The following is a 25427-nucleotide window of genomic DNA, read 5'->3' on the forward strand; positions in this document are numbered from 1 at the left end:
GGGAACATTATTGTTTGTAAAACTTTGTACGAACTTTTTGCTCCAGTGAGTTTATAACGATCATATATACCCCTTTTTCAAGATGTGCAACGGGTATGCTCAATGCATTGTTCTTAATTTTCCATTGATGTTGCAGTACCGGATTCCCGTAAATGTCGGAAATCAAGATATCCGCTCGAGCACTATTTTCAAGACCTAGGACATTGATTACATTGTTCGCCGGATTGGGGAATAATTTTATTTCGGAAGCCGCTTCAACCCCTTGGCGATTCTCTTCCTGGGAATAACCCAATGCCGTAACGAAAAGTAGACCAAGTATAAGAAGAAGTTTTTTCATCGCAAAGGTGTCCTTAAACAAAACACTGCAGCAAAAATATCCCTATCCGTTCCATAACAAGAAACATTGTTGTAAAAATCGATTTTTAATAGTCGAAAAGGAATAATTAACTCATGTTAACATTTTAACCGCGTCTCTAATGTGCTTCCAGCCAATTGTTTCCTTCACCCAATTCCACATCCAAGGGAACGGCAAGTTCATAGGCGTTTTCCATCTCGGATTGGATAAGCGGCCTTAATTTTTCCAATTCTGGCTTATACGCATCAAATACCAGTTCGTCATGCACTTGGAGTAGCATCTTGGTCTTGTAATTCCCCTCGGTGAGTTTTCGATGGATGTTGATCATGGCAATTTTAATGATGTCAGCCGCACTACCTTGTATTGGTGCGTTCACAGCATTACGTTCCGCAGCCCCACGTACCACTTGATTACTTCCATTGATATCCTTTAAATAGCGCCTTCTGCCTAAAATGGTCTGTACATACCCATGCTCTCTGGCAAAATCAATTTGATCGCTAATGTAGTTTCGTAATTTGGGATAGGTCTTGTAATAAGTGTCTATAAGCTCCTTTGCCTCGGAACGGCTGAGGTCCGTTTGGTTGCTTAATCCGAAGGCCGAGACACCATAAATAATCCCAAAGTTTACGGTTTTGGCATTTCCACGTTGTTCGCGGGTCACTTCCTCCAAAGGTACATTGAACACTTTTGACGCTGTGGAGGCATGGATGTCCTCCCCATTTTTAAAGGCTTCGATCATGGTAGTTTCCTCACTCAGGGCGGCAATTATACGAAGTTCTATTTGAGAATAATCTGCTGCTAGTAAGGTATAATTTTCATCCCGTGGAATAAAAGCTTTCCGAACTTCCCGTCCTCTCTCCGTCCGGATAGGAATATTCTGTAGATTGGGATTATTACTGCTTAATCTACCCGTAGCGGCCACGGTCTGCATATAGTCGGTATGTACCCTGCCCGTAGAGGGTTCCACCTGTTCCGGAAGCGCATCCACATAGGTGCTCTTTAATTTGGAAAGTCCGCGGTAATCCAATACATCCTGAATAATCTGATGGTCCTTGGCCAAATAGGACAACACATCCTCCGAGGTGGAATATTGTCCAGTTTTGGTTTTTTTAGGCTTGTCCACCAATTTCATTTTATCGAAAAGTATCTCTCCCAATTGTTTTGGGGAAGCTATGTTGAATTGTTCCCCAGAAGCTTCGTAAATCTTGCTTTCCAGGGTTGCAATATCATTGTTGAGATCCTGGGAAAGGGATTTCAGGAATTCCTCGTCCAAATTAATACCTTCCAGTTCCATATCAGCCAATACGCGAAGCAACGGGACTTCAATAGTATTGAACAAGTCTTCGGTTTTGGCTTCTGCCAATTCGGGTCGAAAATGTTGCGCCAATTGAAAAGTAATATCCGCATCCTCCACGGCATATTCGGTCTGTTGTTCCAATGGCACATCGCGCATACTCAATTGGTTCTTCCCTTTTTTGCCGATGAGTTCCGTAATGGAAACCGGCGTGTAGTTGAGATAGGTTTCTGATAGGACATCCATATTATGGCGCATATCCGGATTGATGAGGTAATGCGCCAACATCGTATCGAAAAACTTACCGTTCACCTTTACATTGTACTTGTCCAAAACCTTGATATCGTACTTCAGATTCTGTCCAATTTTTTCTATGGTTTCCGATTCGAAAAAGGGTCGCAATTGTTCTATAATTTCCTGGGCTTTTTCCCTATCATCCGGGAAAGGAATATAAAATCCTTTTTTTGGCTCCCAAGAGAATGCGATACCTACAAGCTCTGCAGTCAACGAATTGATTCCGGTAGTTTCAGTATCGAAGCACACTGCCTCCTGTTTCATTAGATTCTGCAGAAAGAGTTTCATGGCAATTCCTGGAGCAACACTTTGGTAGACATGAGGAACGTCTTTTACGGTTTTTCTGCTAGAGACCTCCTTGATGGTAGCAGCCGGACTGGCCCCATCGTTGCCAAAAAGGGAAAATTGACCACTACCGGCGGGTTGTGCCTGTTTTTTAGCAGTTTCCGTGCTGCTCACCTGAGTCTGTGTTTCCTCTACTTCACCGGAAAATATTTTTATGAATTGATCTTTTAACCTTCGGAATTCCAATTCCTCAAAAATCTCCTGCACCTTTTCACTATTGGGGACGGAAAGTTGGTAATCTTTGGCATCGAATTGAACATCACAAGTAATGCATATGGTGGCCAGTTTTTTGGAGAGAATACCCAATTCGGCATTCTGCTCTACCTTTTCCTTCATCTTGCCTTTCAGCTTATCGGTATTGGCCAATAACCCTTCCATGGAATCAAACTCCTGGATAAATTTCTTAGCGGTTTTATCACCTACGCCTGGCAATCCTGGGATATTGTCACTGGCATCGCCCATCATACCCAGATAGTCGATAACCTGATCGGGCCGTTTTACCCCAAAGCGCTTTTGCACCTCGGGAATTCCCCATATTTCTATACCATTGCCCATTCTGGCAGGGCGATACATAAAGATATTTTCCGAGACCAACTGCCCAAAATCCTTGTCCGGTGTCACCATAAAAACCTTATAATCCTCTTTCTCGGCCTGTTTGGCCAAGGTACCTATGATGTCATCGGCCTCCAACCCGGAAAGTTCCACTACGGGAATATGCATGGCCTTCAGAATATCCTGGATATAGGGTACGGCGATCTTTATGGCATCCGGGGTCTCATCCCTATTGGCCTTATAATCGGCAAACATTTCCGTACGCTCGGCACTCCCATCCTTATCAAAACATACCGCCAGATGATCCGGTTTCTCCCTTTTAATGACATCAAAAAGGGAGTTCATAAACCCCATAATGGCAGAGGTGTCCATTCCTTTCGAATTGATTCTTGGATTCTTGATCAGAGCATAGTAACCACGAAAGATGAGCGCATAGGCATCCAGTAAAAAAAGTCGTTTTTGTTCAGCCATATTAGGTGTTCTTGAAGAATTATAAAACTACAAATATTATCCTCTTTTGATGCGTTTTAGGAAGTGATATATGAATCAGATGGATTGTTTAGATGACCTTCGTTGGAATACGTTCTGTAGGTAAAGCCGGGTTGAATGCAATATCCACCGGTTTCCCCTTTTTTGTTAATGGCGATAAAACCGATTTGAAAGTCCAGCTTGGTCTTATTTTTTTCAATAATACGCTTTACGCCTTCCTCACATGCCTCTTGGGGCGTTTTGCCTTGCCGCATAAGTTCTACGATCAAGAAACTGCCCACAGTACGTACCACCTCTTCACCGACACCCGTTGCAGTAGCTCCGCCCACTTCATTGTCCACAAAAAGTCCGGCCCCAATAATAGGGGAATCCCCAACACGCCCCGCCAATTTATAGGCCATGCCACTGGTAGTACAGGCACCTGCAAGATTCCCGTTTTGATCAATGGCCAACATCCCTATGGTATCATGGTTTTCTATATTGATGATGGGCTGATATTTGGAGGTTTTTTTCCATTCTATCCACTCCTGTTTTGATTTTTCCGTAAGGAGATTGGTTTTTTTAAAACCCTGTTCCATGGCAAATTGCTCCGCACCTTTTCCCGCAAGCATAACATGCGGTGTTTCCTCCATAACCTTACGGGCAACGGAAATGGGATGGGCTATGTTCTGCATACACAGCACCGCTCCACAGTTACCATCCTTGTCCATGATACAGGCATCCAGAGTAACCCTTCCATCCCTGTCCGGGCGTCCACCAACGCCAACGGTTTGATTTTCCAAATCGGCCTCCTCTACCATGACCCCCTTTTCCACCGCGTCCAAGGAAGTGCCTCCACTTTTTAAGACTTCCCAGGCCTTGGCCGAAGCATTGTGAAAATCCCAGGTACAAATAACAATAGGACGAATGCTTTTCGTCTTTTGCGGCGATGTCATAGATGACTTGTCTGCCTCGCCATAGGAAGCCAAAACAGATGAGGAAACGAGTCCGGCGGTACCTGCCGCCGAATTTTTAAGGAAGGTTCTTCGTTGCATGTTTTATTGGTAAATTACAGCCCTAAATATACATAAATATGTTGGTGGAAATCTGTGCAAATTCCTTGCAATCGGCGTTGAACGCGGAAAAGGGGGGAGCGGACCGGATAGAGCTTTGTTCAGAATTGGCAATAGGGGGCATTACCCCTTCCTATGGGTTACTAAAAAGCGTTAGGGAGCGTATCTCTATTCCGGTTCATGTGCTCATAAGACCCAGAAGCGGCGATTTTACCTATTCCGATTTGGAATTTGAGATTATAAAAAAGGATATCGCCCTTTGCAGGGATTTAGGTTTTGAGGGAATCGTTACCGGGGTCTTGCATGAGGATTTTACTCTGGATGAGAAACGTACACAATCTTTGGTCAACGCTTCGGAGGGAATTCATTTTACATTCCATAGAGCTTTTGATTGGGTGGTGGATCCACTGAAAGCCTTGGAAAAATTAGAGAATATGGGCGTACAGACCTTGCTGAGTTCGGGACAACAAAAATCCGCTTTGGAGGGTATAGATTTATTAACAGAGCTAAATGAACGGGCCTCTACTTGTACCATTCAACCAGGTGGCGGAATTGGAATGGGAAATCTGCGGGAATTTAAAGATAGAAACTTCAAGGCCATACATCTTTCCGCTAGCTCTTCCATTAAAAAATTGAAGGACCCTCCCAATATACCAATGCATTCGGGCCCAAAATTAAAAGATGATGAAATAACCGTAACGGATTTGAATATCGTTCGTCATATTGTGGAAGATGCCAAATAAATCCGGATTCATAAGCTTAAGAGTACGGTAAGGGATATCTTTGCAAAAAAAGATTAATGCTACGCTGGATTATTTTTATCGCTATCTATATTGTTCTTGGACTGTATACCTTACAGGCCTTAAAGACGGTTACCCGTTTTCCTTGGGTATACTACCTTTTTGTAGCCATTTCTATTTTGGTGCTCGGTAATTTTATATATCAATTTACCTGGGGAGAGACCGAGGGACGGGTATTGAGCAGACCAAAGAGTTATGCCTTTGGATTTTTGATTACCGTGCTCACATTTCAGTTCATTACGATCATTTTCCTTTTTTCGGAGGATATCTTCCGATTGCTGGCCGGCACGTACCATAAGTTTCTTGGAAGCTCAAAAGAGTTCAGCTTGCCCGAAAGAAGACGATTTCTGAGCTTAATTGCCCTGGGTATTGCCGCTGTACCCTTCGGTGCTTTGTTATACGGAATGTATAGGGGGAAGTACAATTATCAGGTATTGAAGTACAATTTGGAATTTGAAGACCTACCGGATGCTTTTGATGGCTATCAGATTACACAAATATCCGATGTTCACAGCGGTAGTTTTGATAATAAGGCGATGGTGGAATATGCCGTTGATCTGGTCAACCAACAGGGCAGTGATATAATTTTTTTCACCGGGGATATGGTAAATAACAAAGCTGAGGAACTGTATCCTTGGAAGGATATCTTTACAAGACTTGAGGCAAAGGATGGGAAATATTCCATTTTAGGCAATCATGATTATGGCGACTACGTACCATGGCCAACGGAAGAACTGAAAAGGGATAATCTGGAAGAGCTAAAAAAAATACAAAAGGAAATCGGTTTTGATCTTTTGCTTAACGAAAGCAAATATCTACAAAAGGGTAAGGATAAAATTGCACTCATAGGGGTGGAGAATTGGGGCCGTGGTGCATTCAAAAAAGCTGGCGACTTGGACGGGGCTATACAAACAATTTCCGAGCACGATTTTAAGATTTTATTGAGTCACGACCCCTCACATTGGGAAGATGTAGTAATACCCCACAAATATCATTATCACCTAACACTCAGTGGCCACACCCATGGCATGCAATTTGGAATAGAAATACCGGGATGGGTCAAGTGGAGTCCAGTAAAGTGGCGCTATAAATATTGGGCTGGAATCTATAAGGAAATGGGTCAGTTTATCAATGTAAATCGTGGATTTGGGTTTATAGGGTATCCGGGCCGAGTTGGAATCTGGCCGGAGATTTCAGTAATTACCCTTAAAAAGAAAATCTTAACATGATTTTAACCTTCGTTCCCTACTATAAAAACAAGGGTTTCCAAGTGTTTTTTAACAAATTTTACTACATTTGGCGCATAACCCAATGATTTACATATGTCTAAATTTGGTGAACTCATAGACGTAAGTGTTCCGGTTCTTTTGGATTTTTATGCCGAGTGGAACGAACAATCCACTGCTATGCATCCCGTACTCAGGGATGTGGCCGCTGCCCTCGGCGATAAGGGAAAGGTAATAAAGATCGATGTGGACAAAAATAAAGAGCTTTCCCAGGCTTTACGCGTTAAGGGGCTACCTACTTTAATGATTTACAAAAAAGGCGAAATGGTCTGGCGGCAAAGCGGTGAGCAGGACGCCAATACGCTCATCGGGATACTTAACGAGTACGTTTAGGTGGATCGATACCGGGAATAAAGTGGAATAACCTTTTTGTTTCCTATCCTTGGGGCGGCTAAAATCCAAGCTACATGTAATCCCGATAATAGAATAGCTTCATTATGTTTACACAGAAAAGTCCATTAACTTTCTTTTGTAGCAGCGGAAATGGTTTTCATTAATCTTGAGATTCTAAACTATCAACGGAAGTACTGTCCGATATGGGCATGGTATCCCTAAGATCGGGATCATTTTCACCTTCCATTCCTTCGTCCAGCATATCGTCCCTATAAAAATGGGCGAACTTGTCTATGTATTCGTTGAATATCAATGTTTCCTTTTCGGCCAATTCCCTATCGTTGTTGGAGATAAGAATATCAATATTTCTTCGATACCCTTCCATATCGGCTATAATATCATCGATATGGTCATATTGTTGATCCAAAGGTACTCCGGCGTAATACTCCAAACGCTCCTGATATTTTGTTTTTAGTTGATTAAAGAGGTCCCGCGCCTTGGTGGTTTCGCCCACCCTGAAATACCCATCCACAAAGGGCTCCACAAACGTATAGTATCCGAAATAATCCACGGGTAAATTCGTCATTGCAATTTCAATGATATCCTTGGCCTTGTCAATTTTCTCCTCATTTATGAGTTCCTCCATTAATCGTGCAAGGTTGCTTCTAAAAGTGAGTCCTTGGATACGCGTCTGCGTATCATGATAGATATCCGAACTGCCGGAGTTGCCCCATTCCCAATTCGTTACCACATCGTACATGAGTTCGGTATCTATGCGCCCCATTTCAAAAGAATTTCTACGTTCCGTTTTGATGGGGACCAATTTATAGGCCAGGCCATCCAACTGCAGATAATCCTTCATCCAAATGAATTCGGCATCATCAAAGCTTCCACCGGAAAAGTATATAGGTCTCTTCCAATCATTGTTGGCCATGATGTCCAACATCATCATACTCTTTTTCGTAATGGCACTTTGCGGCAGGTCTATATCTATGTAATCCACTATTGCTGCGGAGTCCTTTGCCTTTACCAATCCACTTTCCAATGCATTTTTCTTGTTTACCGGAATACGGATTTTGTTTGTGGGATAATAGACCGTACTCAAAAAGTTTTCGGAATATTGGTCGATATCGGCACCTTGCTTTTGTAGGATATGCTTCAGTTTGGTCTGAGGTTTATCGCTATCCAGCCAATCAATAAAGTCCTTTACGTTCCATCTGCTGTCCGTAAGCCCTTGAAAGTAAAGTACGTCTCGGGAGCCCCAACGGTATTTATCGTGTTCTATTTGGGAGGGTATAGGTTCACTATCATACGCTTTGCGCTTCATTTGGTCTACATACCAATCCGTCTCAAAGAGGCTGGTACATACAACTCTGACATCCGTTCTAAAACCTTCAATTTCTTGGGCATACCATAGTGGAAAGGTGTCATTGTCCCCAATGGTGAACAATATGGCCCCGGCATCTTTTTGGCAGGAATCCAGGTAGGCTCGGGCCGATGACCAAGCGGTATAGCGATTTGACCGATCATGGTCGTCCCAGTTTTGTATGGCCATAACCGTGGGTACGGCAAGCAGACATATAATTACAACAAGAGGGGCCAAAATCTTTGGGGTCAACCATTTTTTAAATTCATCAAATAGGCCATACACGCCCAATCCTATCCAAAGTGCGAAAATGTAAAAAGAGCCTACTAAGGAATAATCCCGTTCCCTGGGTTGAAAGATATAGGGATTGGTATAAAATTGAATGGCGATGCCCGTAAACATGAAGAACATAAAGAGCACCCAAAAGTGCTTGGGGTTCTTCGAGATTTGGAATAGGATACCGATGATTCCCAATATCAAGGGCAGGAAGAAATACGTGTTTCGTCCCTTATTATCTAAAACTTCACTAGGAAGGTTATCCTGGCTCCCTAAAAACCAGCTGTCCACAATGGGAATCCCCGAAAGCCAACGGCCATTTTCATCATATCTGCCTTGGACATCGTTGGTTTTTCCGGTGAAGTTCCACATAAAATAACGCCAATACATGTAGCCGAACTGGAACTCCAACATATACGTAATGTTCTGCCATAGCGTTGGAGGTTGTACCTCAATGTATTCGCTAAATCTTTTCAAGAAACTTATGTACTGTTCCGCATCTATTTCGCCATTGGCATAACCATCCTTTACTTGATTTACCGCTTTACGAAGTTCTTCGTTGGATTGGGTCATCTTAAAGTCCAGCGGCCCAAAATAGCGCATATAATTTTCCGCATGCTGCCCACTCCACAATCTGGGAAGGACACCTACATGGTCAGGGTTTGGGCCTTGCAGAGCATCTTTGTAATAGTTTACGATAACATATTTGCCCAATTTTTCATCCTTCTCATATTTTGGAGCTTCATCCTTGTCGTCTCCTGGAGGAGCAAAAATATCGGAATAATACGTGCCATATACAGGGCTGTCCACCCCGGGATATTGTTCCCTATTGTAATATGCCAATAGGGCCCTTGCGTCTGCGGGATTATTTTCGTTAATGACCACATTGGCATTGGCACGAATGGGCAGCATAAGCCAAGAGGAGAATCCCAGAAACAAGAACATGAGGCACAGTACTATGGTATTTGCAATTCTAAAATTGTTCTTTCGGGTATACTTAAGGCCAAAATAAAAGGCGGCTATAAAAATAAGCCCCATAATGATAGTGCCAGAATTAAAAGGCAATCCAATACTATTGATGAAAAAGACCTCGCTCCAGCCAAAGAGTTTGAGCACATAGGTCAATGAAAATTTATAAACCAGCATTAGGATCGCTATGACCACGACATTGGCAATCAAAAAGTTCTTTACCGTTGTAGTCTTGTATTTCTTAAAATAATAGAGCAGACCTATGGAAGGAATGGCCAAAAAGCCCATAAATTGGATGCCAAAAGTAAGGCCAACAACAAAGGAAATTAAGACCAGCCATTTATTGCCTCGAGGATTGTCCAAGTTATCCGTCCATTTTAGTCCCATCCAAAGCAAAAGCGACATTATAAAACTGGCCATCGCGTACACTTCGGTCTCTACTGCGTTGAACCAAAAACTATCCGAATATGTAAAGGTCAGACAGCCAATCAACCCACTTCCCAATATAGCTATCGCCTTGCTGTTGGTAAGAGGTTCTTTTTTTCCGATTAGCTTTTGGGTAAGATTGGTTATGGTCCAAAACATAAAGAGAATGGTAAAAGCACTGGAGACACCGGAAACGGAATTGACCATTCTTGCCACTTGGTCCGGACTAAATGCGAACATGGCGAAGAAGGCACCTATCATTTGCAATAAAGGAGCTCCCGGAGGATGCCCCACCTGTAATTTGGCCGATGTGGCTATGTATTCACCGGCATCCCAAAAACTGCTGGTAGGTTCAACGGTGATAGCGTAAGTAATAAAGGCAATAAAAAAAACGACCCATCCTAGGATGGTGTCCCATTTTTCGAAGTTTTTTGCAAACATGCAATCCGTGGTTTTGGTAAACCCTGGTTTCAAAACGCATTCTTCAAAACCTCGGGTTGGACTAATCCCGCTTTTAGGGGGATATGTTTTTATACAGTGCTACAATAACGGCGAATTTACTAAATCTAACCTAGATGAGGGTATATTTTTTATAAAGGATTAACAGTTTGGACCGGTCCAAATTTGGTGGATTGTCCACAAAAATGTTTGTGCAAACCAAACTTTGTCTTAAATTTGCACGCTCTTATTGCCAAGTTGTTTTGGCTGAGTAGTTGGTAATGGCCCATGGTGTAATTGGCAACACAGCTGGTTTTGGTCCAGTCGTTCTAGGTTCGAGTCCTAGTGGGCCAACAGAATTGAAGATCCCGGTTTTTACCGGGATTTTTTTATAACAAAAATTAGGGACTGAGTATATTGTGTGAAATTACATGCTGGGCATTTTTGAGACTTAAGCCACATTTGATCCCAAACCTTGGCTATTAAAAAGTTCCAGCAAACTTGTTCTTCTCCTTCTTGCTACGGGAATACGCTCTCCTGTTTCAAGAATCAATGTACCGTCCGGGAAGAACTTCTTTATTTTCTGAATGTTTACCAAATGGGATTTATGGGCCCTGAAAAATAAGGGGGATGTCAAAGAGTTTTCAAAAAATTTGATGCCATAGGAACTCAGGTGAATATTTCCATCCTGAAGATATATTTTTGCATAGCCCTCCACACTTTCTAGCCGTATGACATCCGAGATATTCGCAAAATAAGTGCATCCCAAGGTCGGTATGGCAATTTTTTTGTTTTCCAATGCCAGCATATCCAAGAGTAGCTTGCTATTAATATTCTTTTTTTCACCGCTGGCCAACCTTTGTAAAGCCTTGGTAATAACCGCAATAAATTCGGCCTGGCTATAAGGCTTTAGTAAAAAACCAAGTGCAAAATTTCTATAGGCCTCTATGGCAAACTTATCGTGTGCTGTGCTAAAGATTACTTCCGTGTTTGGGGATTTTAGATATTTCATTAATTCCAAACCGGTCATATTTGGCATTTCAACATCAACAATGAGCAAGTCCGGTTGATGCTCATTTAGATATTCTAGACCTTCCAAGGGGTCGGTAAAACACTTGGGCGTATCAAAACAGTCAAAGTTTGTGGACAATGACTTTTTACAATATTCTATATCCGATATGTCGTCATCTATTAGTACAATCGTCATTATAAAAGATTTAATAGCAATGTATCACTTTTTATAATATACATCTTATTTGGCTAATTATTATCTAGTTAACGAAAAAATATAGTTTTAATTATCCAAATTTATAGTTTTAAAAAATCTATAATTTGAGAAACATACTCAATCTTACTAGTGGAGACGTCCATAACATCTATTCCTTTCACCCGCTTTAAGTTCTCATAGCTGTTCTTGTCGATTGGGGCAAAGACGATAGGCACATTAAGTTTGGCCAGCTTTACGCAATCGATTAATTCGTATTCTTCGTTGTAAACAAAAAGTATAAAAATGAACTTGACTTCAGATTTCGATTTAATGGCATCGGATATATTGGAAATTTTTTTATGCCGATATACGTTGATATTGGTTTTTTTTAAGGATTGCTTTATGATGCTGCCTAATGGCCCCTGTTTATCGTAAATTATAAAATTTCCTTCTGCTTCAAACATAGTACCTTTTAAAAGACGTGGTTCGTATAAATTGTCAAGTAGGTATAAAAGAAATGGGGCAAATTAGTTCTGTTAGATGGTTAAGTTTGAATTGGAAGTTGGGATAACATGGGACAATAGGAGGTCACTGTTTCTATAGATTTTAATCCATTTGGCCGTGTTGTTCAGCGGAATACCAATGTCAAAAAAAGTACCTTCAGAAAGTGGAAAGGCGTCCAACTCCGGTAGAGTCCCTAGGGCAATAAGGGTACGTTCTTGGTCCACAAGGGTGTAATAGAAATGATTCTCTGTGGGATCTAGTCCTTTGGGACTTTCCTTTAAGGGCTCTCCTGCAGGAATCATTTCATAATCCCTTACCCATAAATGACCGTATTGGTTAATGAAATATTTTACCCGGAGGCCGTTGTAGTCATCTACTAAGGGCTCTTCTTCATGTTCTTCTTCTGTGTCATACTCTCTGTAGTGGTAATAGGGTACGGTCATTTCCAGTCCAAATATGTCACTTGTTGGGAAAAGAAGTTTTTGTAGATAAAACAAACAGTGTTGTTTTGTGCTTCTTATGAGGGCTTGTGTTTGCATGGGAACTTTTTTTTGGGTTTTGGGTTTAGTTTTTGAATTCAACAATGAACTCACTCCTACGGTTGAGCTGATGTTCGGCCTTTGTACAGCGCACACCATTGGAACAGTGATTTACCAATTGGCTTTCACCATAGCCTTTGCTCGTAAGTCTTGTCTTTGATATTCCCCTGGTGATTAAATAATCTATCGTGGATTTGGCTCTTCTTTCAGACAGGTCCATGTTGTACATATCATCTGCACGGCTATCTGTATGTGATCGTACATCAATATTAATGGTGGGGTGAAGCTTCATGACTGAGACAATTTTTTCCAGTTCCAGTGCGGCATCCGGGCGAATGTTGGACTTATCCAAATCAAAATAGATGATGACATTGAAGAGTTTGGCAATATCATCCCCTGCTTTAATATCAATTACATTTTTGTCAAGCTCAAAATTGTGCTCCCGTTCTTTTTGTCCTTTTTGGGAATAGGCATCCTTGGACTCATATTTGTCCTTTTCGGCTTTAACGATATAGGAAGTGTTTATATCCACTTCACTATCATAATACCCCTTTTCATTAGTGTTCAGTTCAACAAAAACCTGGTCTCTCTCATCATATAGTGTAATGGAACTATTCTTTAAAGGTTCTTTGGTTTCCTTGTCGGTGACCACCCCAAAAATCCTGCTCTTTAATACATCTTTGATTTTTTCGGTTTCTATAAAGCTATAGATATCGTCATGGCCCAGACCGCCTGGCCTGTTGGAGCTTATATAACCCTTGTCACCCATGATAGCAAAGGCAAGATCATCGAAGGAAGAGTTAAGAGGTTTCCCAACGTTCAATAGATTTCCAAAAGAGCCGTCCTCTTTGATTTTTATATAAAAAATATCATAGCCGCCCAGGCCGTAATGGCCATCTGAAGAGAAGTACAATTCATTATCAGGTGTTAGGAAGGGGAAGGATTCCCTCCCTTTTGTATTGATTTTTGGCCCCAAGTTTTTTGGTTGGCCTAAAATACCATTAGGGCCTATGGTAACTGTGTAGACATCGGTGAAGCCCAGCGCTCCGGGCCGATCTGATACAAAGTACATTTTGTCCTCTTTTGGGCTTAACACGGGGTGTGCGTTGGAATAGTTGTCTGCATTGATGGATAGGTCCTCCACGTCGGTCCATTTTCCATTCTTCAATTTTGCCCTATAGATTTTTAAATGTTGAACCTCTTGTTTTCTTTTGTTTTTGGAAGGTGTTATGTTATTACGGGTAAAGTACATGGTTTTCCCATCAGCAGTAAAGACTGCACTGGATTCGTGATATTTTGTGTTTACGTCTCCCTTAAGTTTTGTCGGTGCCTGGAGGGACCCATCCTTGCCTAGGGGGGACTCGAACAAATCCAGATAGGATAGTCCGTCCCAAGGGCTAAGACGTTTTCCTGTTTTTGTAACATCCTGTGTGGAGGCAAAGACCAGCTTTTTTTCATGAAAGGATGCTCCAAAATCTACCCCTGTAGAATTTATTTTTGCTGGCTGCATGGTATACCTTCCAGAGTTTTCTTCAATGATCTTTAAATAATCTATGGCATTTCCGTAGGTTTCGTCCGGAGCACCATTTTTTTCAATATAGGTATTGAACCAGTACATGGACAGACCTTCGTCCCCAATGGCCTTAAGGGATTGCGAATACCTTAAATAGTAAATAGGATCCAAGTTTTCGGTCAATGAGAACAATTCCTTGTACCAATTTGCAGCGTCTACATATTTGGCGTTGAAGTAATAGATGTTACCCAGTCTCCGGAAAAGATCTTCCGATCGGTATCCAGATTCGGCCAAATCCAGATAGATTTCTGAAGCATCGATAAAGGCCAGGTCTTCATATTTTTTGTTGGCGCGGTCCAACTTCACTTCCTGTCCAAGGCAAGTAAGGACAAAGGCAAAAAAGAACGAGACGCACATGCATGGGATTTTTGGATATGTATTCATAATAGAGGTATAAAAAGTGTGTTAAAAGAATCTTGGGTTTATGGAGTGTATGCTTCTTTTGGTAAACTCAAAACGCAAAAAGAAATCATGGGAGCCTGAATTGTAGTTCCCCAACTCCGTGGTATCATAGTCATAGGAGTAACCCAACATAAAGCGATTGTTTATTTGGAAACCGACCAAGGCACTTACGGCTGCATCCAAACGATAGGAGAGCCCTAACGTGAACCTTTCATTGATCAAAAAATTGGCTGAGGCGTCAAAGGCCAAAGGTGCGCCCTTTACGGCTTTGGTCAGTATGGCCGGCTTAAATTTAAGTCCGCTATTAATTTCAAAAACATATCCGCTGATTAGGTAGAAATGGGCTTTTTCCGACGCAGTGGATGAGATGGCGTCATCATAATGGTCCGTTGACAATATGTTGGGAGAGGACAGCCCAATATACCACCTATCATCAAAATGCAGGTACACGCCCAGCCCTGTATTGGGTGAAAAGCGATTCTCAATGTTTTGGGAAAATTCCAATTCGCTCCGATCTCTGATGTCCAATTTTCCGAAGTCCACATTTAGGAGATTCATTCCTCCTTTTAAACCAAAGGACAACTTGGTTTTTAAGTTTAAAGAAATGGTATAGGAAAAATCAACGGTTATATTACTTTCCGTAGACGGACCCACCTCATCGTGAATAACAGAAAGGCCAAGACCCACGCCCCTTTCCCCAATCGGGCTGTTCACCGAAAAGGTAAGGGAATTAGGAGCCCCGTTAAGGCCCGTCCACTGGGAACGATAAAGACTGTTAAAGCTTAACACACCCCTGTTTCCGGCATAGGCCGGGTTTACCGTAACCGTGTTGTACATATATTGGGTATATTCCGAATCTTGCTGGCTCCAACTGAGGAAAGGAAGGCTTATTCCCAGCAGGATGAAGAACACGGTTCTTTTATAGTTGTTATTAATTGTTTTCATGGTATCTGGTTGTTTTGAGAATATGGAATCAATTATCGCTGGTTAGGTATAAATAACCGGACCGTTGAATGGTCTGCGATTCACCGTTATTCGGAGATTCATATTGTACTATGTAGAAATAGGTTCCAGTAGGTAGTTTTTTATTTGGGGCAACGGTAAGCCTACCTTCGGAATACCCCTTGAAAACCTTGTTCTGATTATCATATCCATTGGTTTCAAACACTTTTACCCCCCAACGGTTGAATATTTCAACCTGATTGTTGGGAAAACAATCAATGCCCTCCAATAAGAAGATATCGTTTTGTAGGTTATTGTTGGCGGAGACGGCATTGTATATCCTAACCGGACAGGTGAGTTGTACAGTTTGGGTATGGGAGGTTTCGTTTCCACAATCATCCGTGGCCGTCCATGTTCGCACTATGGAATATTCGGAAGTACAATTTCCAGGTACTTCGGTTTCTGTAAAGTCAACAGTAGCCGTACCACAATTGTCCGTCGCTGTAAGTACTACAGCTTCAGGAATGGCATCACACTCTGCAAAACCATCTTGGGGTAAAGCTTCCACAAATGCGGGGGCAGAAGTATCCTCTACCGTAATCATCTGTTCATGTACGGTTTCATTGCCACAGGCATCCGTTGCTTCCCAGGTTCTCAGAACCGTGTAGTTGCCTGCGCATCCGCTATTTAAGATTTCTTCGCTATAGGCCACCGTTGCCGCCCCACAATTGTCCGTGGCGGTCAGAATCTCCGCTATGGGAAGCTCGGAATTACATTCCATGGTGAAATCAGTTGGAAGTGTCTCGACGAATACAGGGTCGGTGGTATCCTGTACGGCAATGGTCTGCGTATGTGTTGTGGTAAGTCCGCACTCGTCAGTCGCGGTCCATGTTCTTTCCAGGCTATAATCGGATACACAGCTCCCATCCGTCCTAGTCTCTACAAACGTAACTATAGCGGAGCCACAGTTGTCCGTAGCGGTCAAAGTCTCAGGTGTAGGTACGGCATTACACTCCACGGTAAGATCTATAGGTAAGGTCTCCACAAATACAGGGTCAGTGGTATCCTGCACGGTAATGGTCTGCGTATGTGTTGTGGTAAGTCCGCACTCGTCAGTCGCGGTCCATATTCTTTCCAGGCTATAATCGGATACACAGCTCCCATCCGTCCTAGTCTCTACAAACGTTACTATAGCGGAGCCACAGTTGTCCGTAGCGGTCAAAGTCTCAGGTGCAGGTACGGCATTACACTCCGCGGTAAGATCTATAGGTAAGGTCTCCACAAATACAGGGTCAGTGGTATCCTGTACGGTAATGGTCTGCGTATGTGTTGTGGTAAGTCCGCACTCGTCAGTCGCGGTCCATGTTCTTTCCAGGCTATAATCGGATACACAGCTCCCATCCGTCCTAGTCTCTACAAACGTTACTATAGCGGAGCCACAGTTGTCCGTAGCGGTCAAAGTCTCAGGTGCAGGTACGGCATTACACTCCGCGGTAAGATCTATAGGTAAGGTCTCCACAAAAACGGGGTTAGTGGTATCCTGTACGGTAATGTTTTGGGTACAGTCTGCCGTATTGAGCACACTGTTCTCTCCAAGGTCACGTATACCATTGCCGTTTGTATCCTCATATTCGGTTACAGTATAGGTACGGGTAACGGTCACATTGCAATTGCCCGTATCAGGTCCATTGGCTGCTGTTATTTCAATAATGCCACAAGGAAAATTGCCAATAATTCCATCTGCATTGCCCAAAGCCTCAAACTCCGCTTCTGTGAGGGTTGCGGCCGTAGGGATGTCTTCATAACATTCTACGGTGGTTGCAGGGAAGGTAGGACATGTGACCTCAAATACACAGCATACTGGCGCCACATCCGCCACTGTGACTGTATTACAACCATTTACATCGGTAAAATCTACACTATAATTGGTTCCGGCAGGGATAGGTTCCGAAGTCCAGATATTGCCTGCAAAAGTTCCTGGTGTCCCAATTCCGGTTACGTTGTAGGGAGCCGTTCCATTTAGCGCTACGGTAAGAATATAACTTTGGCCGTCCAAGGCACATGAGGTTGTTTCTGTACCTGTTTGGGCCAATAGGGCATTTACGCTTATTTGTGCAGTATCACTGCTGGTACATCCATTCACATCTGTAAATACATAGGTAAGGATGTGGGTTCCTGTTCCTGCTATGGTCGGATTAAAATTGTTGCCCGTTACTCCTGGTCCGCTAAAGTTTCCTCCAAGTGGAGTTGCGAATGCGGTAAGGTCCAATACACTGGCGTTCAAACATATATTGGCAGGGTCGTTGAAGGTAACAATAGGTAGGGCGTTCTCGGTCAATTGTATGGGCGTACGCGTGGTACTGGTGCAACTATTCACCGTATCTCTGGTTTCTGCATAATAGGTCCCGGGAATCGTGGGGGTATAGGTCGTATTTCCACTCAACAATGGTGTGCCTCCCATAGGCGCATTGTACCAATCGATAGTTTCTCCAGGGTTTACGACCGCCGTTAAAGCAGGAATGGTACTTCCGATACAATAACTTTGGTCGCCATTGCTCACAGGTGCATTCACCACAGGACAACTACAGTCAGGTGCCGTGATGTTTAAAGTGGAAATACAACTGTTGGCATCGGTCAATGTTAAGATGATATTGGTCCCTGCAGTAACACCGGTAATGGACCAAGTGTTTCCGGAGGTGTTGGTTACGTTACCGGATGTGCTGCTTATCGTCCCGGTGCTTACCGTTACGTCTAATGAATAGGTTGTAAGGTCTGGAGAGCATGTCGCTGGACTGGATATGGAGAGAGTAGGCAAAGCATTTACCGTAATGAGGGGCGCCTGGTTCATGGTTACCGTACTACATCCAGGGCTGGAAGCCTCTACGCTGAAAATGCCTGTAGCAAGTTGTGGGTGTCCGGCGGGTATGGTAAGTAGTAAATCTCCTCCCGTACCTGCCCCTGTTACAGCTGGGCTAAGAGGTGCGCCGGATTGTAGAATTTGATAGTTTATCCCTACCTGCGAATTGGATATAGTCACAGTAGCGGCATCACCTTCACAAACAGTATCTCCGGTTACGTTTAATAGCGTATCGGGATTACCATCGATAAATGAGACAGGGTCAACAAGTACACTATTACACCCTGGAATTCCGTTGGTTACAAATACTGGGTAATCCGTGCCTCCGGGAGGAACATTTAGGGGAGGAATGTTTATTGAAAGATCTCCGCCATTTCCTATACCTGTTAGGGCAGGGATAAAGGAAATACCATTCTGGTCCCGTACCTCATAGGTAAGGCCAAGGGTGGTATTGGCAATAGTGGTGCTGTATGGCCCCGGATTCAAACAGAGGTCTATATTGGATGTGGTAAGATTTAGGTCAAATACACAACAATTGGGTGCAGTACCTGCTACGCTAAGGGTGTTACAGCTATTGGCGTCCGTAAAATCTAAACTATAATCGGTTCCTGCCGGGATAGGATCAGAGGTCCATGTATTTCCAGCAAAAATACCAGGGGCTCCGGTACCGGTGACATTATAAGGACCGGTTCCTGCTATTTCAACAACAAGGGTATATTCGGTTCCGAGAAGATTACAACTAGAGGTTTCCGTTCCTACTTGAACAACATCCGGATGGACCGTAATGGTAATATCGTTGGTATTTATGGGTGCCGTTGGGCAAAATGCCGGTTTTATGGCGTAGCTTGCCGTATAAGTGGTGGTGGCATTGGGGGTAACCGTTACCGGAGTACCCAGACCTACGGTGTTGCCCAGATTATCTGTCCAAGTAATATCAAAAATACTGGTTGGCAAGTTTATGGATAGTTCCACGTTGCCTCCAGGAGCACATATGGGATTATTATCTGCCGTTATTGTGGTTGCTATGGGAGCGAGTGTCAAATTTACATTTAGATCAACACCATCACAGGGTGTAGTTATTCTGACTAAATAATCCCCGGCAGTGACATTTTCAAAAAGATGGCTCGTTATGGTGGGATCTGTTTCTACATGAGTCATTACGGGATTTAACAAATCCGAAGTCGCAAACAACTCATAGTTTATGGGATAGGTGGGGGTTCCACCTGTGATTTCTGTAAAAATGATTCCGGTACTGGGATCGGTAAAATCGCAGAAAGCCCCTGCAGTCGCTGCAGCTATACTTTGGAAAGGCGCAATGGTTACCGCCGTCCAATATTCGCGGTCGTTGTTGTTGCCTGTTACGGCCGAGAAAACCTCATTGGCATTGGTCGATTGAAAATTGATGTTTGAAAATCGTATCACATAATCCCCTGCGGTAAGGTTATTGAAAGTTCCAGCTAATCCACCCTCGGGAATATCATCTGTTAACAATGTTCCTGGATTACCGCTACCATCATCCGTCCAGAGTTCTACCGTGGTATTGACAGTATTTGAACCAATGGAATTGGCAACATGTATTGTGTTCATATCGTATTCGATCCTACCGGAATTAGCGCACCCACTGAATGCGGTTATTTCTGGATTATATTGGGCCGTATTGACTATGGTGTAGGATTTTACGGCTAGATTGCCACAAATGTCCGTTACCGTAATTTCATATTCTCCTGGGGGCAGGTCACCAATAATGGAGCGATTAATGGTGGTGGTGTACGCCAAGGGGAAATTTAGGGTGTATGGACCTCCCAGATTAAAAGGTTGGGTAGGGTTTATGGTAATACTGGATTGAAACGGTACGGGGCGAATGGTATATGTCGTCTCCGGAACAACACCGCTACTGGGCTGACCTGGAACACGGTCTATCACAATGGCTCCGGTATCTTCCAAAATGGAGAGGGAAGATCGTATCCTTACAGCATCCAGCGGGTTTGTTGGCGTAAGTGTATTGAATTCCACGGATGTGGAATGGCAATCATCTATACCTGTAATCCGATAGCTTCCTTCTCCGGGCAACGTATAATAATCGAAAAAGTTATTGTTCAAAGGGTCGGGACTACCTCCTACTAGAGGTATGTTAACCCATACATTGGAGCCCGTTGGAATTTCCTGTTCTATGGTGACATTGTTTGTTGTACAGAACATATTGTAAACATCCAACCCGTCAGCAGTTAAACTTATGGCATCTACTGTATGAATTGGTGAACAGTCGGGGGCAATGGCAATTTCTTGATCTATAGTCAATAAGGTATCATCTACAGGTAGCGTGGTTTTGGTTGTACCAAAAGTGTTACATCCATCATTGAAAGTAACCATATACGGAATATTTTCATCAAGTCCGGGGGGATATGTAAATGAGATACTGCTACCATTTACATTTTCCAATGTCAGGTCTTGTGGAATGCCCCCATTAATGCTTATTGTGGCATTGCCCGGTTGTTGTATCGTAGTTACACCATTTGTAGAATGGACTGTAGTAAAAAATGTTACGTCGTATGCCCCACAGTCCGGACTACATTTCCTTTGAAAGGTAGCATTGCGATATTCAGAAACTAGCGCAGTATTGTCCGCAATAACCGGATTTTGTGTCTGTGATACGGAACATCCCAAATCGGTGACTTCAAAAGATACGGTTTCACCGCCGTTTAAACCTGAAAAGGTGTGGGATCGATTTGGAGTGGGGCCAAAAGTTTGTGGTATTCCAGGGGCAGGGGGAGTTACCGTATATTCAAAAGGTCCGTTGCCTCCACTATTAATGTCAATGGTTAACGTGGCATCCGTTCCACCAGGGCAAGAGGGTGCCGTATTGATGCTTGTGATGTTCATGGCCTGATAGGTGCTGGTCACCGCTATGGGATTGTCCGGGGACTGAATTACACTTGCACCGTTTACCAACCTTACCATATAGCTGCCTACAGCAAGGTTGCTAAAATCAACAGGCCCTCCCGTATCGGGGATATTGAGTACTGTTTCCAAACCTCCAGGGTTTGTAAGGATGGCTTGCCATCCAACACAGGGAGAACCACCAGGAAGTGTCACTGCAATATTTCCATCGTTGGGACAGGTTCCTTCGGTAACGGTTACCGTAAAATTATTGGGATCGCATTGTGCCTGGGCCATTTGAGAGCCCAAAACCCATAGTAGCGTTAAAAGAAGTACGGTTTTAAAATGTACTGTTTTTCTCATGATAGGATTACTTAGGGTGAAGTTGGTTTTTCGTAGGTTAAAGCATATGGACTGGGATGTTTTACTATGGCAACTCAAGCGATACTTGATTTTTTGCCAAAACCCAAGACGGGTTCAAAATTATCGCTGAGAACGCCCATAAAAAGGTCTCATCTAATAAGCGGTTCATTTCGTTTGATAATAGGTAGCTGTACCTTTTTTTCGGTAAAAGCGGCTTTTTCACCGGGATTTATCGTCCGATTAAAACCAAAATTTTAGCACCATAGTGCTATTATAAAAATGTAATTAACTGTTTTGTAAATACTTATGGATTATTGACAACCTAAAAACGTAGCTGAGGAAACATCTGGCTTAAGGGTAGGGAAATCCCTATTTACATTTTAAGAGTTACGTAATCCAGAATTAGGTGTCTAAGAGTGTAATTGGAATATCAAGATGCTAGTAAAGCTTGGTATTTAAATACAATGCTTATGGAAAATCAAATAGTAGTAATGACTTTTGGAGCCGGCAGTATTATAATTTTTTTAGTCGCCATATGTATCATTTACTTCTCAAGGATAAAAAAAGGATTCTTTGTAATATCCGAATTCGGCATGAGGAATAAAACAATTGTCCAAAGATGAACGAACTTAAATATTATGTAGGTACCAGGCTGAGGTTCGTTATTCACAGAGAAGGTGATCGTATTGAGGAAGACAAAATGTTTACTGGGATTCACTTTTCAGAATCTACCACCACCATATGGTTTGGCGAAATAGGATATAGTAACGAATACTTTGATTTTAAACCTATTCTAAAACCTTTGAATGTACTAAAGTATAACCTTAAGGGTTTGGAAAAAGTAGGAAAGGAACTTACTTTTTTTTCAGCAAATGAATTGGTCGAAAATTTATGGGCCATTGCCAATGGCGATATTAAGGACTGGCGATGTTTTCGGTCCGACGCACTCTTTTTCCTAATAGAACGGCAATATGATGTCTTTGGCCTGATAGACAAAAGATCGGCCATAAAAAGTATGGAATTGGAGAATAGGAATTGGGAACATTCATAAATAGGTGAAAGACTATTGTTCTTTCCCACGGTAACCCCTAAAGTTTTCCAGTATCATGATGTATTCATGAATACCCTTAAAAAGGAATAGTGAAATTTAGGAGGCAAAGAATTCCATGGAATTTTTAGTAAAACACTGTATGGGAAGAAGGAAGTATATATTCATCTCTGCCATAAAATTACCATTTATCGTTAGAAATGAACTGATCGTACATATTTCCGCAACTGATTTCTTATAATTTGTATATTGTTGCTGAATTTGGGTCGGACCCTAGGTGTTTGACCATAGGACCATCCCAATTCAATGCCCCACAATTTTAGTGCACATTTTAGCTATAGCAGATGAAGTTAACCGTAAAAAACTTAAAGGTTATTCTTGTCCTTGTCATTCTTGGCTTTGGTTTAGGAATCTACCTGCAAGACTTGGAACATCGTAAAAGTACCGCGCATGCTTGGAAGGCAAATCGCTATAACCTATCCCGTTTCAATAAAATTACCGAGTACAACAAAAAAATGACTTCCAGGAATTGGAGACGGATGAAGGATAGTATCGCTTTACAGTTGGATACCCTGATGATTTTGAAATTTAGGCGTGAGGTAGACAGCCTTAATGCACTGGATGGGCAAAATACCAATATTCAACGTGCAGGAAGCTCCATTGCCAATTCCTTATTATCCAACAAATAGATACTGGACTCTTTTGCAGTGATTATCTTTAGGAGTCCTCGGAATGCCTTGAGTGGATTCAAACTAATGCAGATTCGATCGTTCAATAGTATCATATTTCAGGCTGTTCTCCCCTAATTTCATTGTCGTTTTCCGTTTCTCCCGGTCCGGATTTTTCCTCATAGATCGTTTTGTATTCTTCGCCAATTTGATCCACTAAGGTATTTACCTTGCTTTTGTCCTTTATCATGGCCCAGGTCATGATCAGACTGGTACCTATGATTACGAACAGTAGAATTCCGGGCTCAAAAGTAGCTACTTGAGCTTCTGTCGGAATAGCAAAAAATAGCAGTACCGTTATCAATCCACGAGGGGCGATGAACAATTGAGGTAAGATATCACTTCCTATAAAAGTTCGTAAGATTACAAACCGAATCACATAAATGGACACAATGAGGAGAAGGCTTATCAAGGCTACGCTCAAACTAAAGAGAGATGCTATGGCGATGGTCAGCCCAAAAATCACAAAGAAAAAAGTACGTACCACAAAAGCGGTCTCCAAGGTAACGATATGGAGCTCATGATAGATGCGATGCGCTTTTTCATATTCCAAAAAATGGGCCAACTTCCCGGCAAAGAATAACTTCATATTGGCGATTACCAAACCGAATATGAGAATTATCAACAGCGAGGAAAGATGTAATTGCTTGCCAATGGCATAGAGCAATAAGAGTACAGCTATCAAAAGAAATAATTTGGCCTGACTCTTTATTTGCTGGAATATGAGAATAATAGCATAGCTGGCAACCAAAGAAAGCACTATGGTGAGTACAATGTTCACTGCAAAGCCAACTGCACCGGAGTCTTCCGCTGGGTTTAGCCCGCCTACCAAAAAATAGAACATCATAATGCCCATAATATCGGAGAACGTGCTCTCGTATATATGGAACTCTTTTTTGTGTTCCGCTAATCCGCTTACGCTTGGAATAATAATGGCACTGGAAAGAATGGACAAGGGTGTGGCATACAGCCAAGCGGACTGCATGGTCATCTCCGGGACAAACTGGAAGAGTATCAATGCCGCTACCCACGCAGATCCTATAAGGCCTACAAGGGCAATGGCCATAGATTTGAGTATGGGCACCAGTTTTTCCTTTTTCAGTTCCAATTCCAAGGCCGCCTCCAGGACGATCATGATAAGTCCAATGATACCCAATACCTCAAGGGCCGGAAAAAAGTCCACCTTCTCGGAAGTCATATATTTTAGGACAAATTGGAGTACCACGCCCAAGATGATCAACAGCAATACCGAAGGTATGTTGGTACGTTTGGCAATACCGTTGAACAAGAAGGATAAAATAAGAATGACCGATGCCTCGATGATAAGGTTATAGGATGAAAATACGTCCATATGGTTGGGTTGTTTTTTGGTCTATTTCCCTAAAATAGAGTATAATTTTTAATTCATGTCCGCCCTGTTGATTTTATTCAAGGATTAGTTTTTAGCTTGGATATTGAAAGTCGGAAAAATTTGTATATTTGCACCACTGAACGGATATAAATGTATTCATGAGGGGACAATTGGTCCTCTTTTTTATTGCTGAAACTTTGGTTTAGGGGGTTTCTTTTACTTCCGGGTAAACCGATGGGTTAAGGCAAACACCGTTAAAGGACGGGTGGGTAGAAAAGTGGTGCAAAATGTTGAAGGATAAAGTAGAGATGCTTTTGAAAGAAGCCTTGGCTAAGGATGAATCCCTTTTTTTGATTGATTTCTCCATTTCATCGGACAATACGATCAAGGTGGTAATCGATGGAGATAAAGGGGTGTCACTTCAGGATTGTATGAAGGTCAGTAGAGCCATAGAGCACAATCTGGATCGGGATAAGGAAGATTTTTCGTTGGAAGTGACCTCCTCAGGAGCTGCATCACCCATTCATATGCCAAGACAGTATAAAAAAAACATTGGTAGGAAATTAAAAGTGAGAACCCAAGAGGATACCTATGAGGGAAACCTTGTTGAAACTTTGGAAAATGGTATTGTTTTAACATGGAAGGCCCGTGAGCCAAAACCGATAGGGAAGGGTAAAATTACGGTCCGGAAAAAAAAGGAAATCAATTTTTCGGAAATAGAGGAAGCAAAAGTTATTTTAAAATTTTAAGTGTAGTCAAAA

17 protein-coding genes and 1 tRNA gene are annotated in these 25427 nt (G+C 42.5%); 7 read left to right on the forward strand and 11 right to left on the reverse strand.

The features are described from left to right. Positions 1 to 7: 7 nt before the first annotated feature. From ACP2AF_RS08870 to ACP2AF_RS08880, 3 genes are all read right to left on the reverse strand, one after another. Positions 8 to 337, reverse strand: a complete 330-nt coding sequence (locus ACP2AF_RS08870; protein WP_425235820.1) for a T9SS type A sorting domain-containing protein — start codon at positions 335 to 337, stop codon at positions 8 to 10. Positions 338 to 473: 136 nt separating this feature from the next. After that, positions 474 to 3311 (reverse strand): DNA polymerase I, encoded by a 2838-nt coding sequence (polA, locus tag ACP2AF_RS08875; RefSeq protein ID WP_425235821.1) that lies wholly within the window; start codon positions 3309 to 3311, stop codon positions 474 to 476. A 56-nt stretch (positions 3312 to 3367) separates the two neighbouring features. Further along, positions 3368 to 4363, reverse strand: coding sequence for an isoaspartyl peptidase/L-asparaginase family protein (locus ACP2AF_RS08880; RefSeq protein ID WP_425235822.1), 996 nt, complete (start codon positions 4361 to 4363; stop codon positions 3368 to 3370). Positions 4364 to 4401: 38 nt separating this feature from the next. On the opposite strand from ACP2AF_RS08880, the gene ACP2AF_RS08885 reads away from it, so the two are divergent. The 3 genes from ACP2AF_RS08885 (at position 4402) to ACP2AF_RS08895 (ending at position 6800) form a co-directional block, all read left to right on the forward strand. Further along, positions 4402 to 5124 (forward strand): copper homeostasis protein CutC, encoded by a 723-nt coding sequence (locus ACP2AF_RS08885; protein WP_425235823.1) that lies wholly within the window; start codon positions 4402 to 4404, stop codon positions 5122 to 5124. Between the two features lie 56 nt (positions 5125 to 5180). Then, the gene (locus tag ACP2AF_RS08890) at positions 5181 to 6410 is read left to right on the forward strand and encodes a metallophosphoesterase (RefSeq protein ID WP_425235824.1); all 1230 of its coding nucleotides are present in this window, start codon (positions 5181 to 5183) and stop codon (positions 6408 to 6410) included. A gap of 93 nt (positions 6411 to 6503) precedes the next feature. Then, a complete protein-coding gene (locus ACP2AF_RS08895) occupies positions 6504 to 6800 on the forward strand; it encodes a thioredoxin family protein (RefSeq protein WP_120712299.1) in 297 nt (98 codons plus the stop codon). Between the two features lie 160 nt (positions 6801 to 6960). On the opposite strand, the gene ACP2AF_RS08900 is transcribed toward ACP2AF_RS08895, so the two are convergent. Beyond that, positions 6961 to 10278: a protein O-mannosyl-transferase family gene (locus ACP2AF_RS08900; RefSeq protein ID WP_425235825.1), complete on the reverse strand. Its 3318-nt coding sequence runs from the start codon at positions 10276 to 10278 to the stop codon at positions 6961 to 6963. 279 nt (positions 10279 to 10557) lie between these two features. Between ACP2AF_RS08900 and ACP2AF_RS08905 the strand changes: the two genes are divergently transcribed. Continuing rightward, positions 10558 to 10629, forward strand: a tRNA-Gln gene (locus ACP2AF_RS08905). A gap of 97 nt (positions 10630 to 10726) precedes the next feature. Here ACP2AF_RS08905 and ACP2AF_RS08910 read toward each other — a convergent pair. The 6 genes from ACP2AF_RS08910 to ACP2AF_RS08935 form a co-directional block, all read right to left on the reverse strand. Beyond that, on the reverse strand, positions 10727 to 11482 hold the full coding sequence (locus tag ACP2AF_RS08910) for a LytR/AlgR family response regulator transcription factor (RefSeq protein ID WP_425235826.1): 756 nt from the start codon (positions 11480 to 11482) through the stop codon (positions 10727 to 10729). Between the two features lie 101 nt (positions 11483 to 11583). Continuing rightward, complete coding sequence (locus ACP2AF_RS08915; RefSeq protein ID WP_425235827.1) at positions 11584 to 11946, reverse strand: hypothetical protein; 363 nt, start codon at positions 11944 to 11946, stop codon at positions 11584 to 11586. Between the two features lie 72 nt (positions 11947 to 12018). Beyond that, the gene (locus ACP2AF_RS08920; protein ID WP_425235828.1) at positions 12019 to 12525 is read right to left on the reverse strand and encodes a hypothetical protein; all 507 of its coding nucleotides are present in this window, start codon (positions 12523 to 12525) and stop codon (positions 12019 to 12021) included. A 25-nt stretch (positions 12526 to 12550) separates the two neighbouring features. Beyond that, positions 12551 to 14455, reverse strand: coding sequence for an OmpA family protein (locus tag ACP2AF_RS08925; RefSeq protein ID WP_425235829.1), 1905 nt, complete (start codon positions 14453 to 14455; stop codon positions 12551 to 12553). A gap of 48 nt (positions 14456 to 14503) precedes the next feature. Continuing rightward, on the reverse strand, positions 14504 to 15445 hold the full coding sequence (locus ACP2AF_RS08930; RefSeq protein WP_425235830.1) for a PorP/SprF family type IX secretion system membrane protein: 942 nt from the start codon (positions 15443 to 15445) through the stop codon (positions 14504 to 14506). A 28-nt stretch (positions 15446 to 15473) separates the two neighbouring features. After that, positions 15474 to 21539, reverse strand: a complete 6066-nt coding sequence (locus tag ACP2AF_RS08935; RefSeq protein WP_425235831.1) for a gliding motility-associated C-terminal domain-containing protein — start codon at positions 21537 to 21539, stop codon at positions 15474 to 15476. Between the two features lie 619 nt (positions 21540 to 22158). On the opposite strand from ACP2AF_RS08935, the gene ACP2AF_RS08940 reads away from it, so the two are divergent. Both ACP2AF_RS08940 and ACP2AF_RS08945 read left to right on the forward strand, forming a co-directional pair. Beyond that, positions 22159 to 22590: a hypothetical protein gene (locus ACP2AF_RS08940; RefSeq protein ID WP_425235832.1), complete on the forward strand. Its 432-nt coding sequence runs from the start codon at positions 22159 to 22161 to the stop codon at positions 22588 to 22590. 341 nt (positions 22591 to 22931) lie between these two features. Next, the gene (locus tag ACP2AF_RS08945) at positions 22932 to 23276 is read left to right on the forward strand and encodes a hypothetical protein (protein ID WP_425235833.1); all 345 of its coding nucleotides are present in this window, start codon (positions 22932 to 22934) and stop codon (positions 23274 to 23276) included. Between the two features lie 91 nt (positions 23277 to 23367). Here the strand turns inward: ACP2AF_RS08945 and ACP2AF_RS08950 are convergent, their stop codons facing one another. Further along, complete coding sequence (locus ACP2AF_RS08950; RefSeq protein ID WP_425235834.1) at positions 23368 to 24666, reverse strand: cation:proton antiporter; 1299 nt, start codon at positions 24664 to 24666, stop codon at positions 23368 to 23370. Between the two features lie 287 nt (positions 24667 to 24953). Between ACP2AF_RS08950 and rimP the strand changes: the two genes are divergently transcribed. Next, entirely contained in the window at positions 24954 to 25415 is a 462-nt protein-coding gene (gene rimP, locus ACP2AF_RS08955; protein ID WP_425235835.1) for a ribosome assembly cofactor RimP, read from the forward strand. Positions 25416 to 25427 lie beyond the last annotated feature (12 nt).

The sequence above is a fragment of the Ulvibacterium sp. genome (assembly GCF_965248315.1).
GTDB lineage: Bacteria > Bacteroidota > Bacteroidia > Flavobacteriales > Flavobacteriaceae > Ulvibacterium.

Bases quoted from the DNA above. Each gene is read 5' to 3' on its own strand.
- ACP2AF_RS08870 (WP_425235820.1), bottom strand. From the start codon at position 337: ATGAAAAAACTTCTTCTTATACTTGGTCTACTTTTCGTTACGGCATTG.
- polA (WP_425235821.1), bottom strand. From the start codon at position 3,311: ATGGCTGAACAAAAACGACTTTTTTTACTGGATGCCTATGCGCTCATC.
- ACP2AF_RS08880 (WP_425235822.1), bottom strand. From the start codon at position 4,363: ATGCAACGAAGAACCTTCCTTAAAAATTCGGCGGCAGGTACCGCCGGA.
- ACP2AF_RS08885 (WP_425235823.1), top strand. From the start codon at position 4,402: ATGTTGGTGGAAATCTGTGCAAATTCCTTGCAATCGGCGTTGAACGCG.
- ACP2AF_RS08890 (WP_425235824.1), top strand. From the start codon at position 5,181: ATGCTACGCTGGATTATTTTTATCGCTATCTATATTGTTCTTGGACTG.
- ACP2AF_RS08895 (WP_120712299.1), top strand. From the start codon at position 6,504: ATGTCTAAATTTGGTGAACTCATAGACGTAAGTGTTCCGGTTCTTTTG.
- ACP2AF_RS08900 (WP_425235825.1), bottom strand. From the start codon at position 10,278: ATGTTTGCAAAAAACTTCGAAAAATGGGACACCATCCTAGGATGGGTC.
- ACP2AF_RS08910 (WP_425235826.1), bottom strand. From the start codon at position 11,482: ATGACGATTGTACTAATAGATGACGACATATCGGATATAGAATATTGT.
- ACP2AF_RS08915 (WP_425235827.1), bottom strand. From the start codon at position 11,946: ATGTTTGAAGCAGAAGGAAATTTTATAATTTACGATAAACAGGGGCCA.
- ACP2AF_RS08920 (WP_425235828.1), bottom strand. From the start codon at position 12,525: ATGCAAACACAAGCCCTCATAAGAAGCACAAAACAACACTGTTTGTTT.
- ACP2AF_RS08925 (WP_425235829.1), bottom strand. From the start codon at position 14,455: ATGTGCGTCTCGTTCTTTTTTGCCTTTGTCCTTACTTGCCTTGGACAG.
- ACP2AF_RS08930 (WP_425235830.1), bottom strand. From the start codon at position 15,445: ATGAAAACAATTAATAACAACTATAAAAGAACCGTGTTCTTCATCCTG.
- ACP2AF_RS08935 (WP_425235831.1), bottom strand. From the start codon at position 21,539: ATGAGAAAAACAGTACATTTTAAAACCGTACTTCTTTTAACGCTACTA.
- ACP2AF_RS08940 (WP_425235832.1), top strand. From the start codon at position 22,159: ATGAACGAACTTAAATATTATGTAGGTACCAGGCTGAGGTTCGTTATT.
- ACP2AF_RS08945 (WP_425235833.1), top strand. From the start codon at position 22,932: ATGAAGTTAACCGTAAAAAACTTAAAGGTTATTCTTGTCCTTGTCATT.
- ACP2AF_RS08950 (WP_425235834.1), bottom strand. From the start codon at position 24,666: ATGGACGTATTTTCATCCTATAACCTTATCATCGAGGCATCGGTCATT.
- rimP (WP_425235835.1), top strand. From the start codon at position 24,954: ATGTTGAAGGATAAAGTAGAGATGCTTTTGAAAGAAGCCTTGGCTAAG.